At 61.5% G+C, this 13,528-nt stretch carries 12 protein-coding genes and 1 other RNA gene; 3 read left to right on the top strand and 10 right to left on the bottom strand.

All coding sequences use genetic code 11. From position 1 onward, the window contains the following. Positions 1–12: 12 nt before the first annotated feature. The 7 genes from X728_RS149805 to X728_RS149775 form a co-directional block, all read right to left on the bottom strand. The gene (locus X728_RS149805) at positions 13–954 is read right to left on the bottom strand and encodes a glyoxylate/hydroxypyruvate reductase A (RefSeq protein WP_023831924.1); all 942 of its coding nucleotides are present in this window, start codon (positions 952–954) and stop codon (positions 13–15) included. Between the two features lie 19 nt (positions 955–973). After that, a complete protein-coding gene (locus X728_RS149800) occupies positions 974–2,605 on the bottom strand; it encodes an ABC transporter ATP-binding protein (protein WP_023831925.1) in 1,632 nt (543 codons plus the stop codon). Continuing rightward, on the bottom strand, positions 2,602–3,741 hold the full coding sequence (locus tag X728_RS149795) for an ABC transporter permease (protein ID WP_023682037.1): 1,140 nt from the start codon (positions 3,739–3,741) through the stop codon (positions 2,602–2,604). The genes X728_RS149800 and X728_RS149795 overlap by 4 nt, the downstream gene beginning before the upstream one ends. Next, positions 3,741–4,838: a microcin C ABC transporter permease YejB gene (locus X728_RS149790; protein ID WP_023831926.1), complete on the bottom strand. Its 1,098-nt coding sequence runs from the start codon at positions 4,836–4,838 to the stop codon at positions 3,741–3,743. The genes X728_RS149795 and X728_RS149790 overlap by 1 nt, the downstream gene beginning before the upstream one ends. A 174-nt stretch (positions 4,839–5,012) precedes the next feature. After that, entirely contained in the window at positions 5,013–6,881 is a 1,869-nt protein-coding gene (locus X728_RS149785) for an extracellular solute-binding protein (protein WP_023821514.1), read from the bottom strand. Then, complete coding sequence (locus X728_RS149780) at positions 6,881–8,758, bottom strand: extracellular solute-binding protein (protein WP_023745252.1); 1,878 nt, start codon at positions 8,756–8,758, stop codon at positions 6,881–6,883. The genes X728_RS149785 and X728_RS149780 overlap by 1 nt, the downstream gene beginning before the upstream one ends. A gap of 151 nt (positions 8,759–8,909) precedes the next feature. Further along, entirely contained in the window at positions 8,910–9,575 is a 666-nt protein-coding gene (locus X728_RS149775) for a cytochrome c family protein (protein WP_023688767.1), read from the bottom strand. A 193-nt stretch (positions 9,576–9,768) separates the two neighbouring features. Between X728_RS149775 and X728_RS149770 the strand changes: the two genes are divergently transcribed. Both X728_RS149770 and X728_RS149765 read left to right on the top strand, forming a co-directional pair. Next, positions 9,769–10,494: a 3-deoxy-manno-octulosonate cytidylyltransferase gene (locus X728_RS149770; RefSeq protein WP_023669513.1), complete on the top strand. Its 726-nt coding sequence runs from the start codon at positions 9,769–9,771 to the stop codon at positions 10,492–10,494. A gap of 23 nt (positions 10,495–10,517) precedes the next feature. After that, positions 10,518–11,381, top strand: a complete 864-nt coding sequence (locus tag X728_RS149765; RefSeq protein ID WP_023682034.1) for a prephenate dehydratase — start codon at positions 10,518–10,520, stop codon at positions 11,379–11,381. A 6-nt stretch (positions 11,382–11,387) separates the two neighbouring features. On the opposite strand, the gene X728_RS149760 is transcribed toward X728_RS149765, so the two are convergent. The 3 genes from X728_RS149760 to X728_RS149750 all read right to left on the bottom strand — a co-directional run bounded on the left by X728_RS149760 (position 11,388) and on the right by X728_RS149750 (position 13,165). After that, positions 11,388–11,693, bottom strand: coding sequence for a Dabb family protein (locus X728_RS149760; RefSeq protein ID WP_023669515.1), 306 nt, complete (start codon positions 11,691–11,693; stop codon positions 11,388–11,390). 75 nt (positions 11,694–11,768) lie between these two features. After that, entirely contained in the window at positions 11,769–12,710 is a 942-nt protein-coding gene (gene nudC / locus X728_RS149755) for an NAD(+) diphosphatase (protein ID WP_023682033.1), read from the bottom strand. A gap of 35 nt (positions 12,711–12,745) precedes the next feature. After that, positions 12,746–13,165, bottom strand: coding sequence for an HIT family protein (locus tag X728_RS149750; RefSeq protein ID WP_023682032.1), 420 nt, complete (start codon positions 13,163–13,165; stop codon positions 12,746–12,748). A gap of 157 nt (positions 13,166–13,322) precedes the next feature. Here X728_RS149750 and ffs point away from each other — a divergent pair. Beyond that, an RNA gene (ffs, locus tag X728_RS1000000169070) (signal recognition particle sRNA small type) lies at positions 13,323–13,419 on the top strand. Positions 13,420–13,528: the final 109 nt, after the last annotated feature.

Genomic DNA, 13,528 nt, shown 5'->3' on the forward strand with positions numbered 1-13,528 from the left:
ACCTGGACTTCCTCAGTACCCCGCCTTGCGGTCGACCACGTTATCAAGCTTTTCGCCGCGCTCGAAGCCAGCCATCTGCCGCAACATGCTCGGCGCCAGGTGGACAGGGTCGGAGGTCGCCGCCGCGTGCGGCGTCACGAACACTTTCGGGTGACTCCATAGCGGACTGGTCTTCGGCAGCGGCTCGACCTCGAACACGTCGAGGCTCGCCTCCTTCAGCGTGCCGTCGCCCAGCGCGCGCAAGATGTCGGCGTCCTTCTGCAGCCGGCCGCGCCCGGCATTGATCAGCACCGAGCCGCCGAGGCCGTTGCGCTTGCGCAATTCCTTCAGCACGCCGTAATTGATGATGCCGTGCGTATCCGGCGTCAGCGGCAGCAGCACCACCAGTATGTCGGTGGCGTTGAGGAAGGGGATCAGCCCGGCCTCTCCGGCATAGGTCGCAACGCCTTTCATGGCCTTGTCGCTGCGCGACCAGCCATTGACGGCAAAGCCGAGCGACAACAGCACCGATGCCGCCGCGCGGCCGAGATTGCCGAGCCCCATAATGCCGACCGAGATGTCACCGGCCGGCCGCTGCGGCGGTTCGTGCCAGGTCTTCTTCGGCTGCTGCGCACGATAGAGCATGCCCTGGCGGTGATGGTCGAGCACGCGCCAGACGACATATTCGGTCATGTACTGCGTCAGGTTGTCAGCGACCACTTTGACGATCGGCACATCGGGCAGGCCGGGATCGGCGAAGATATGGTCGACGCCGGCCCCGATCGAGAAGATTGCGCGTAGATTCGGCAGCGATTTCAAGAGGTTCGGCTTCTGCTTCCACACCACCGCATAGGTGATCGACGGGTCAGAGGCGCCGTCCGGCTCCAGCACCACTTCGCGCTCGGCCGACAGCAGCTCGCGCCAGCGCTGCGGATGAAAGCCGGTGACGGCAAGCAGGATTTTGCCTTTTTCCATTTGCGGATTGTATTCCCTGTTATTCGCTAACGATACCGACTGGCGCCGTCTCGATCTTGAACGCGGCCGAGATCAGCGCCTTCGTATAGTCGGTCTGCGGGCGCTCGAAAATCTGTTCGGAAGGGCCGGCTTCGACGATCTTGCCATTGCGCATGACGATGACGTCATTGGCAAGGGCGCGAATGACTTTCAGATCGTGGCTGATGAACAGATAAGCAAGGTCGTGCCTGGCCTGCAGATTGCGCAAGAGGTCGACCACTTGCGCCTGCACGCTCATGTCGAGCGCCGAGGTCGGTTCGTCCAGCATGACGAAGCGCGGATTGAGCACCATGGCGCGCGCAATGGCGACGCGCTGGCGCTGGCCGCCGGAGAATTCATGCGGATAGCGGTTCCTGGTCGCCGGATCGAGCCCGACCTCCTTCAGCACGGCGACGACCTTGTCGTCGCGTTGGTCGGGCGACAGCTTCGGCTCATGGATCTTCAAGCCTTCCTCGATGATCTCCGAGACCGACATGCGCGGGCTGAGCGAGCCGAACGGGTCCTGGAAAACGATCTGCAACTCGCGGCGCAGCGGCCGCATGGCGTTGAAGGAAAGTTGGTCGATGTCGCTGCCGTTGAACTGGATGGTGCCGGTCGATGAGATCATCCGCGCCAGCGCCAGGCCGAGCGTCGTCTTGCCGGAGCCGGATTCGCCGACGACGCCGAGGGTCTGGCCGGCGCGCACGGTGACGTCGATGCCGTCCACCGCCTTCACATTGTCGACGGTGGTGCGAAAGAAACCCTTTTTGATCGGGAACCAAACCTTGATGTCCTTGCCGGTCATAACCGGCTTGGCGGCGTCGTTGGCGGCCGGCGGCTTGCCTTTCGGCTCGGCGGCGAGCAGGTGCTTGGTATAAGCGTGCTGCGGGTTGGCGAAGATGTCCTTCGTCGGTCCGGTCTCGACGATCTTGCCCTTGGTCATCACGCAGACGCGGTCGGCGATCTTGCGGACGATGCCGAGATCATGGGTGATGAACAGCATCGACATGCCCTTACGGCTCTTCAACTCCGCCAGCAATTCGAGGATCTGCGCCTGCACGGTGACGTCGAGCGCCGTCGTCGGTTCGTCGGCGATCAGCAGTTCCGGTTCGTTGGCCAGCGCCATGGCGATCATGACGCGCTGCCGCTGGCCGCCGGACAATTGGTGCGGATAGGCGTCGAGCCGCTTTTCCGGTTCGCGAATGCCGACCTCGTTGAGCAGCGCCAGCGTGCGCGCCTTGGCCTGGCGGTCGCCCATGCCCTGATGCAGCGCCAGGATCTCGACGATCTGCTGCTCGATCGTGTGCAGCGGATTGAGCGAGGTCATCGGCTCCTGGAAGATCATGGTGATCTTGTTGCCGCGCACGCTGCGCAACTGCTTTTCGTTCATCGCCAAAAGGTCGGCGCCCTGGAACAGGATCTTGCCCGAGGGATGGCTGGCCGTCGGGTAGGGCAGAAGCTTCAGCACCGACAGCGCCGAGACCGATTTGCCGGAACCGGATTCGCCCACAAGCGCCACCGTCTCGCCCTTGGCGAGATCGAAGGAGATGTGGTCGACGGCGGTCGACTCGTTGCCGCCTTGGGTGAAGGCAACGCTGAGATCGCGGACGGAGAGCAGGAGTTCGCTGCTCATCGGAACGCCTTGCGCGGGTCGAAAGCATCGCGCGTTGCTTCACCGATGAACACCAACAGCGACAGCATCAGCGAGATGACGATGAAGCCCGATATACCGAGCCAGGGGGCATTGAGGTTACTCTGCGCCTGTTTTAGCAGTTCGCCGAGCGACGCGGTGCCGGGCGGCAGGCCGAAGCCGAGATAGTCAAGCGAGGTCAGTGTCGAGATCGAGGCGCTGACCAGAAAAGGCATGAAGGTCAGCGTCGCCACCATGGCATTGGGCAGAAGATGGCGCAGCATGATGGTGCGGTTGGACACACCAAGCGCGCGGGCCGCGTTGACATATTCGAAGTTGCGCGCGCGCAGGAATTCGGCGCGCACCACGCTGACAAGCGACGTCCAGGAGAAGAGCAGCATCAGCCCAAGCAGGATGAAGAAGCCCGGCGGCAGGATGGCGGCGACGATCAGCAGCAGATACAGCAGCGGTATCGCCGACCAGATTTCTATGAAGCGTTGAAAGAGAAGGTCGGTCCAGCCGCCGAAATACCCTTGCAGCGCGCCGGCGGCGACGCCGATAACCGACGAACCCGCGGTCAGGATCAACCCGAACAGCACGGAAATCCTGAACCCGTAGATGATGCGCGCCAGCACGTCGCGCGCCTGGTCGTCGGTACCCAGCCAGTTCCAGTTGCCGACAATGCAGTCAGGATCGGCAGCGCCTTGCGGATATTGGCTGCATCGCCTCTGCGCGTCGTATTCCCATGACGGTTTTGCGGGAGCGGCGTCGGGGATCGCATTGTTGACGGTGCGGTAGGAATAGCGGATTGGCGGCCAGATCATCCAGCCATTGGCGTTGATCTCGTCGCGGATGACCGGGTCGCGATAGTCGGTGACGGCGTAGAAGCCGCCGAATTTTTCCTCGGGGTAGGCGACCGCCACCGGGAAGAGGATCTCGCCTTTGTAGTAGGCGACGATCGGTCTGTCGTTGGCGATCAGTTCGGCAAACAGCGACAGCACGAACAGAGCGAGGAATATCCACAACGACCAGTAGCCGCGCCTGTTGGCCTTGAAGTTCTGCCAGCGCCGCTTGTTGAGCGGCGACAGCCAGGGGCGGGCGATCCTTGTCGGTGTGATCTCGGCTGCAGCCTGCGTCATCAGACGTCTCTCCGCTCGAAATCGATGCGCGGATCGACCCATGTGTAGATCAGGTCGGACAACAGCGTCACGAACAGGCCAAGCAGCGAAAATATATAGAGGTTGGCGAACACGATCGGATAGTCGCGCGCCAACACGGACCTGAAACCGAGCAGCCCGAGACCGTCGAGGGAAAAGATGTTCTCGATCAAAAGCGAGCCGGTGAAGAAGGCCGAGATGAAGGCCGCTGGAAAGCCGGCAATGACGATCAGCATTGCGTTGCGGAACACATGTCCGTAAAGCACCCGCCGCTCCGACAGGCCCTTGGCACGGGCCGTCACCACATACTGTTTGCGTATCTCTTCCAGGAAGGAGTTCTTGGTCAGCAGCGTCGTCGTCGCGAAGGCCGACAGCACCAGCGCCGTCAGCGGCAAGGTCATGTGCCAGAAATAATCGACGATCTTGTCAGGCCACGACAATTGGTCCCAATTGTCGGAGACGATGCCGCGCAGTGGGAACCAGTCCCAGAACGAGCCGCCGGCGAAAAGCACCATCAGCAATATGCCGAACAGGAAGGCCGGTATGGCATAGCCGACGATGATCACGCCGCTGGTCCAGATGTCGAAGGCGGAGCCGTCCTTGACCGCTTTGCGGATGCCAAGGGGAATCGAAATCAGATAGGAGAGCAGCGTGATCCACAGCCCGAGCGAGATTGAAACCGGCATCTTCTCCAGGATCAGGTTGAGTACCGAAATGTCACGGAAATAGCTGTCGCCGAAATCGAAGCGCGCGTAGTTCCACAGCATCATGCCGAAGCGTTCGAGAGGCGGTTTGTCGAAGCCGAACTGCTTTTCCAGCTTCTTGATGAATTCAGGATCGAGCCCTTGCGCGCCGCGGTACTTCGAACCGACATCGCCGGCCACATCGAAATTGCCGCCACCTCCTGCATCGCCGCCGCCACTGCCGAGCCGATCGTTGCCGCCCTGGTTGGTCAGGCTGGCAATGACCTGCTCGACCGGTCCACCCGGTGCGAATTGAGTGACGACGAAAGCAACCGCCATGATGCCGAACAGGGTCGGAATCATCAGCAGGATACGGCGCAGTATGTAGGCGCCCATCAGCTTTCACCCTCCCCCTTGTGGGGAGGGTCGATCCGCGAAGCGGAGCGGGGTGGGGGTAGTCTCGATCCGGCGTACGCCGTCACACCGCCACCCCGGTTCGCCATTCGTGCTGCGCACGAAGTGCTCACCGACCCTCCCCACGAGGGGGAGGGTAAAGTGCCGCGCAACAGCCTACCCTTTGCCAATTTTTGCCGCCTTGCCCTTGTCGACCCACCACAGCGCTTCGACCGGGAAGTCGAAATCGGGTTTCCGCTCGGGAAAACCGAACATGTCCCAATAGGCGCTTCGATGATTCGCCAGGAACCAACTTGGAATCCAATCCCTCCGTGCACGCAAGACCCGGTCGAGCGCGCGCATGGCAATTGTCAGGCTTTCGCGACCCTCGGCGGCACCTGCGGCGTCAACCAGGGCGTCGATGGCCGGGCTCGACGTTCCCGGCAGATTGCGAGAGCCCGATACGGTAGCTGCTCGCGAATGGAAAATGGTTTCGAGGTCATCACGGGTTGGCGTCGCCGGAAACGAGGCCGCGACCGAGACGAGGTCGTAGTCGAACGAATTCTGCCGCAGCTGATATTGCGCGGCATCCACCAGCCGGATCGAGGCATCGATGCCGACCGCCTTCATGTTTTCGACCCAGGGCGAGTAGACCTGTTCGAAGACTTCGTCGTCGACAAGAAACTCTGCGGACAACCGACCACCCTTGTCGTTCACGACGAAATTGCCGGACCGTTTCCAGCCGGCCTCGGCCAGAAGCTTGGCCGCCTTGCCAAGCAACTGCCGGTCGCGGCCGGAGCCGTTCGACGCGTCCTGGATCACGGCTTCGCCAAAAGCCTCGGCGGGAATCTGCTCACGCAGCGGCTCAAGAAGAGCCAATTCTTGTGGCGACGGTCTGCCCTCGGCGCGAAATTCGGATTTCTCGAAGCAGGATTGCGAGCGCTCATAGGAACCGTAGAAGAAATTGCGCCGCGTCCATTCGAAGTCGAAGCACAGCCCGATCGCCTGCCGCACGCGCGAGTCGCGAAACTGCTCGCGCCGCTGGTTGACGGCGGTGCCCTGCATCGAAGGCACCGTTTCGGCCGGGAATTCGTGCTTCACCACCTTGCCGGCAGTGAAGGCTGGGAAGTCGTAGCCGGTCGCCCAGACGCGCGAGGTGAATTCCTCCCTGTAGAGGATTTCTCCCTTCTTGAACGCTTCGAAGGCAACGCTACGGTCCTGATAGAACTCAACGCGAATCCGCTGAAAATTGTTCTGGCCGCGATTGACCGGCAGGTCGTTGCCCCAATAATCAGCCACACGCTCATATTCGATCCAGGCCCCTGCCGACCAGCGACCGACCTTGTAGGCGGCTGACCCCAACGGCGGGTTCATCTGCGAGGAATCGAACGGGTTGGCCGTGTAGAACGCCTTCGACAGGACCGGGAACTCGACGACGTTGAGGATGGTGCGGCTTGTCTGCTTGCCGGAAAACCTAAGCTGCAGCGTGTGGGCATCCACGGCAATCGCGTCATTCAGATGCGTTAGCGGCAGGGAATAGTACGGGTGCCCCTTGTCCTTGAGCAGCTTGAAGGTGAAGGCGGCATCCTCTGCCGTCAATGGCGTGCTGTCATGGAAGCGGGCCTGCGGGCGCAGCGAGAAGGTGAAGTCGTTGCGGTCGTCGGAAATCGTCACGCCGTCAGCGATCAGCCCGTAAACGGCGTCAGGTTCGTCGTACGCTCTCACCATCAGTGAATCGAAGCACATCTCCGTGCGCTGGGGCGAATCGCCTTTGGGAACGAACGAATTCAGCGTGTTGAAGGTCAGCGGCGTCTGGTTGGCAAGCCAGTTGCGCGGCAGGAAGTTGAAGACGCCACCTTGCGGCGCATCGACATTGACATAGTCGAAATGAGTGAAGTCCGGCTTGTATTTGAGGTCGCCGAAAGCCGACAGTCCATGCAGTTTCACGCCGGTTGGGCTGGCGGCGAAAGCCTTGCCCGGCAGCAGCGCAGCAACGGCCGCGGCGCCACTGAGGGCCAGGAAATCGCGGCGAGGGAGCCCCGCCATCAATTGCTGCCCTTGTACTTGGCGGCCAGGGCCTTTTCCTTGTCCGCATCGATCCACCAGGAATCGATATCGGCGCCACGGTAGCCGGGCTGCTTTTCCGGGATGCCGAACTTGTTCCAGTAAGCCAGCCACACAACGGCGCGATAGTATTGCGGCACCACATAGTAATTCCACAGCAGCACGCGATCGAGCGCATGGGTGGTGGCGACGAGGTCATCGCGATCCGTGGCAAAAATGATGCGGTCGACAAGGGCGTCAACGACCGGGTTCTTGATGCCGGAATAATTGCGCGATGCCGGTGTGTCGGCGGCCTTGGAGCTCCAGAAATCGCGCTGCTCGTTGCCGGGCGATTCCGACTGTTGGAGCTGTCCTGTGATGACGTCGTAATCGAAATTTCTGACGCGGTTGGTGTACTGGCTCGGGTCGACGATGCGCAGTGTCGCATCGACGCCGATCTTGCGCAGATTGGCGATCCAGGGGCTGGAAATGACCTGGTCGGTTTCATTCGAGCCTAGGATTTCAAACTTGAATGGCTCGCCGGTCTTGGCGTTGACCATCTTGCCGCCCTTGATCACCCAGCCGGCCTGGGCGAACAGGTCGACCGCCTGCTTCAGATATTTGCGCTCCGCCTGCGGCGAATCGTAGACCGGCAACTTGAATTCCTGGGTGAATACTTCCGGCGGCAGCTTGTCGCGGTACTTCTCCAGGATCTCCAATTCCTTGCCTTGCGGCAAGCCGCTGGAGGCTAGGTCCGTGCCCTGGAAATAGCTGTGGGTGCGAGTGTTGAAACCGAAGAACAGCGTGCGGTTCATCGATTCGAAATCGAACGGGTAGGTGAGCGCGGCCCTGACCAGACGATCGGCAAACAACCTATGTCTCTGGTTGAGCATGAAAGCCTGCATCGGCTCGGGCGAGGTGGTCTTGAACTCCTGCTTGATCACATCGCCGGCCTTGATCGCCGCGAAATCATAAAATGTCGCCCAGCGCTTCGAGCTGTTTTCCGGCTTGATATCGTCGAGGCCACCTTTCTTGAACGCCTCCCAGGAGGCGTTGTCGTCAAGAATGTAGGTAAAGTGCTGCGTGTCGAAATTCTCCCGACCGATTTTCACAGCCAGCTTGGCGCCCCAATAGTCGGGGACGCGCTGCCAGACGATTTCCGACCCCGCCTTGAAGCTGGCGATCTTGTATGCAGCCGAGCCCAGCGGCGGCTCCAGCGTCCCCTTGGTGATGTCGCGCTTCTTGCCATTGGCGTCGGTGCCTTCCCACCAATGCTTGGGCAGCACGACAAGGTCGCCGAGGATCTTGGGCAGTTCGCGATTGCCCTTCTGGTCGAAGTGGAACTCGACCTCACGGTCCGAGACAGCGACGGCGTCGGTGACGTTTTCGAAATAGCGGCTGTACATCGGGCTGTTGGCCTTCAGCACCTGGAACGACCAGATCACGTCGTCAGTGGTGATCGGCTGTCCGTCATGCCATTTCGCCCGTGGGTCGAGCCGGTAGGTGGCCGAGGAATAGTCGGTAGGGTACTTGTAGGCATCGGCGATGAGCGGGTGGCTGACGCTGCCTTCGTCAGTCGCTTGATCCATGAGCGTGTCGTAGAGCAGGCCGCCGCCAAATGGCTGCAGGCCGGCCGCCGGCGAGCCCTGCACGATGTAGGGATTGAAGCTGTCGAACGTGCCGGAAACGACCGAATTGTAGGTGCCACCCTTCGGTGCATCCGGATTCACATAATCGTAGCGCTGGAAGTTCTCGCCATATTTGGAGGGGCCGATCAGCGAAGAGGTGGTGTGCCATTCCTGGGGGAAGGCTGCCTGCAGGCCGCCTGCGAGGGCGCCCACAACCAGAAAGGACCTCAGAAGCGTTCGGCCAACCGTCATGCGTTCTCCTCTTCGCGATGCCCGGCAATCCTAAATGATTTGACGCCGGTGAAAACCGCCATGCGGCGGCTTTGTCGCCGCATATGCGATTTTCCTAACAAAAAGCCGGGCTGAACCCGGCTTTTTTGAGATCATGGAGATGACAATTCGGTTATTTGGCGGGCGCCGGTGCCGGCGTCGCAGGGGCTGGAGCTGCCCCTTCAGCCGGCTTGGCCGGAGCAGCACCCTCGGCCGGCTTGCCCGGCGCGGTTGCATCAGCGGCGGCACCTGGCGTCGGCAGCGGCTTTGGGCTGTCCGACAGCGTTCGCAGATAGGCGATGACGTTGGCGCGGTCCTCGTCCTTCGGCAGGCCGGCAAAGCCCATCGCAGTGCCCTTCACGAATTTCTTCGGCGAGGTGATGAAGTGGTTGAGGTTGTCATAGGTCCACTTCTCCGCGCCGCCCTTGGAAAACTCTTTCATGCCGGCCGAATAGGCAAAGCCCTCATGCTCGGCGACGGGGCGGTCGACGATGTCCCAGAGATCCGGGCCGACCTTGTTGGGGCCGCCTTTTTCGCCGGAATGGCAGGCCTGGCATTTCTTAAAGACGGCCGCACCTTGCTCGACATTGGCGGTGGCCAAAAGGTCGGCGATCGGCTTGGCCTCTGCCGCGGGTCCGGCGGCGCCGCCTTCGGCAGGCTCCGTCGCCTCGATGGCGAAGCCGGGCTTTTCCGGCGCCGGCGAGGCAAACAGGGCGTCGGACACCAAACCGACCGAGAAGACGACGAAACAGGTTCCAAGCAACCCGGCGAGCAGTTTGTTGACTTCGTTGGAATCCATACGCCCCAGGGCTCCCTTTTCCGGCGGACCTCTCCGTCCACTCCGTCCGTCGGTATCGTGACCCACCCCGTCGAGCCGGTCAAATCGGGCGGAAACTAGGTCTTTTGCTTGGGCGTTGCAACACCTATAAGGGCGCTTCCAGTGAGACCTTTTGCCACTTTCCCCATCCTCTTTCGAACGCCTTGCAACCTCGATGTCCACGCTCATCCTGATCCCGGCCCGCATGGCCTCGACGCGCCTGCCGGGCAAGCCGCTGGCCGACATAGCCGGCGCGCCGATGATCGTCCATGTCGCCCGCCGCGCCGCTGAGGCTGGGCTTGGCCGGGTGGTGGTGGCAACCGACACGCGCAACGTGGCCGAAGCGGTGCGCGCGCACGGTTTCGAGGCGGTGATGACGCGCACCGACCACGAATCCGGCTCCGACCGTATCTTCGAGGCGCTGACCGCGCTCGACCCCGATCGCAAGGTCGAAACCATCGTCAATGTGCAGGGCGACCTGCCGACCATCGATCCCAAGATCATCGGTGCGGCGCTGAAACCGTTCGAGGACGCTGCGGTCGACATCGCCACGCTCGGCGTCGAGATCGTCCGCGACGAGGAAAAGGCCAACCCCAACGTCGTCAAGATCGTCGGTTCGCCGTTGTCGGCGACGCGGCTGAAGGCGCTCTATTTCACCCGCGCCACCGCGCCCTGGGGCGAGGGGCCGCTCTATCACCATGTCGGCCTCTACGCCTATCGGCGCTCAGCCCTCGAACGCTTCGTCGCGCTAAAACCTTCGCCGCTCGAACGGCGCGAGCGGCTGGAGCAGTTGCGGGCGGTGGAGGCCGGTATGCGCATCGATGCCGAGATCGTGCAATCGCTGCCGCTGGGCGTCGACACGCCGGAAGACCTCGAACGCGCCCGACAAATTCTTTCCTGAGACCTTCAACCTGAGATATCGGCATGCCTGACAAGACCAACAGAATAGCCTTCCAAGGCGAACCGGGCGCCAATTCCGACACCGCCAGCCGCAACATGTTCCCTTCGATGGAGCCGTTGCCGTGCCCCACCTTCGAGGATGCCTTCAACGCGGTCGAGACCAACAAGGCCGACCTCGCCATGATCCCGATCGAAAACACCATCGCCGGCCGCGTCGCCGACATTCATCATCTCTTGCCGGAATCGAAACTCCACATCGTCGGCGAGTATTTTCTGCCGATCCACTTCCAGCTGATGGTGCTGCCAGGCGTCAAACGCGAAGAGATCAAGACCGTGCACAGCCATATCCATGCGCTGGGACAGTGCCGCAAATACATCCGCAAGAACGGTTGGAAGCCGGTGATCGCCGGCGACACGGCGGGCTCTGCGAAGCTGGTCTCGGAGCTCAAGGACCGCACCATGGCCTCGCTCGCCCCGGCGCTAGCCGCAGAACTCTACGGCCTCGACATCATCGAGAAGAACGTCGAGGACACGGATTCGAATGTCACCCGCTTTGTCGTGCTGACCAAGGACAAGCGATTGGCCGAACGGCCCTCGGCCGACACCAAGATGATGACGACCTTCATGTTCCGTGTCCGCAACGTGCCGGCTGCGCTCTACAAGGCAATGGGCGGTTTCGCCACCAACGGCGTCAACATGACGAAGCTGGAGAGCTATCAGTTGGGCGCCTTCACCGCGACGCTGTTCTACGCCGATATCGAGGGCCATCCCGACGATCCACTGGTCAAGCTGGCGCTGGACGAACTGCGCTTCTTCTCGCGCGAAGTGCGCATTTTGGGTGTCTATCCCGCCAGCGAGTCGCGCGAGCAGTGGAAGGTCGCGGACTAAGGTTCCCTAAACCAGCAGGGTCAGCGGCACATAGTCGATTTCCATGAAGGTTTCGACTTCCGGGATCCAGCGGTCGCGCACGAAGGCAACGTGGTCGGGATGCTCGTTATATCTGGTGTAGGCGGCCTGATCGACGAACTCCATCGAGAAGCCGAAGTGATAGTCGTTTTTCGGGCTGACTTGCCGCAGCGGCTCGAAATGGGTGACGCCCTTGATTGCGCTGAGAATGCGCTTGGCATCGGAGAGGAACCGCTTTTCCTCCAGCGAGTACTGCGGGTGCTTCAGGGTGAAAACCACGGTGTGACGGATCATTTTTTGCTCCCGTTAAGCAATTCCAGGAAAAGTGTGAAGCGGTTTTCCGTCCGGAATTGCGTAAAATAACAAGTCTTATTCGCTGTCGACCCAGGCGCGGATCAGATGATGCGCGATCGCGCCTTTCGGCGGCGTGACCAGATTGTCCTTGTGCGTCCTCTCCAGCATGGAACGCACCTCGTCGCGAAAAAACCAGCGGCAATCTTCCAACTCGTTGAGATCGGCCTGGATGTCGTCATTGAGCGGTTCGCCGAAACAGCCGATCATCAGCGAATAGGGGAACGGCCAGGGTTGGCTGGCATGGTAGACGACGCGGCCGAGCCGGATGCCGGCTTCCTCCAGCGTTTCGCGGCGCACCGCCGCCTCGATCGTCTCGCCCGGCTCGATGAAGCCGGCAAGCGCCGAGTACATGCCGGGCCCGAAATGCCGGCCGCGGCCGAGCAGGCATTTTTCCCGCGTCGCCGTCAGCATAATCGCCACCGGATCGGTGCGTGGAAAGTGCTCGGTGCCGCAATTTGGGCAATGGCGCTTGTAGCCGCCGGCCCGCATATGCGATTCATGGCCGCATTTGCTGCAGAAGCGATGGGTGGCATGCCAGGCAAGCAGGGCGGCGCCTTGCGCCAGCGCGCCCGCTGCCGCCTCGTCGATCAGCCCCTGCATATAGACCGAGCGATAATCGATCGCCTTCATGGTCTCCGGTAGCTGTTCGGGATCGAGGCCGACCGGCACGGCAAGGACCGGGCCGCTCTCGGCAAAGCCAAGCAGCACGCCTTGTGCGAGTGATGGCTGCAGCTTCTGGCTCTCAGCCAGATCGAACCAAGGGTCGAAGCTGCCATCGTGCAATTTCAGATACAGCCGTCCGCCATGCATCGGCAGAAGACGTGCCGAGGGATCGGCCAACGCCCTTTCGACGGAATCGTCGGCGCGGTTCTCGGATTGCCGATCAATCGTGTTTCCGGCGAAGCCGACGAACTGGCTCGGTTCGCGCAAGGGCGCGTCAAAAAGGCGAAAGGTCATGGAAGCTCGAACGTCTAGGGATGGACACAGGCGGCTTATAGCGCCGCCTTGATCTGTTGCGCAAATTGGCGGATGCCTGAACGCTCATAGGGCTCGCGCATGCCGTGCCCCCACACCGGCCCCGGCCAGCCCGGATCGCCTTCCGAGCGGGCGATGACGTGGACATGCAATTGCCGAACGATGTTGCCGAGCGCGCCGGTGTTGATCTTGGTGCAGCCCGTGGTTCTTTTCAGCGCCTGCGCCACCATGTTGGTTTCGAAGGTCAACATCGCCTGGTCGAGCGGCGTCATGTCGTGGATTTCTTCGGCCCCCGGCCGCTGCGGCACCAGGACCAGCCATGGCCAGCGGCTATCGTTCATCACCCTGAGCTCGCACAGGCCGAGCCACATCAGCTGCTCGCTATCCGCCTCCAGCCTGGAGTCGAGCGTGAATCCGGCCTTGAGGCCCGGTAGCATTGGCGTTTCCCTTGCGCTTCTCGCATTATTCCCAAACTCATGACGCTAGAGCGGCTGCACGGGGGCTGCAAGCGATTCATTGAGCGGCGGAGTTCAAGGGCATCCGATTCTCAATGCACCCTTGCATTTGATCGCTGAATTGCCGATATGGAACGCGGGAGGTTGGTGGTGGACGATCCACTCGCCAACCGGGTCAGGTCCGGAAGGAAGCAGCCCTAACGAGCCCGGAACGGGTCATTGTTCCAGCCTCCCACCTCATCGGCCCCTCTCGCGACATTGACGACGCATTGCAGCGCGGGCGAGACTATTGGAGCAATTCCAGGGAAAGTGTGAGCGGTTTCCCGTCCGGAATTGCGTTAAAGC

Origin of the sequence: Mesorhizobium sp. L103C119B0 (assembly GCF_000502235.1) — a bacterium.
Lineage (GTDB): Bacteria > Pseudomonadota > Alphaproteobacteria > Rhizobiales > Rhizobiaceae > Mesorhizobium.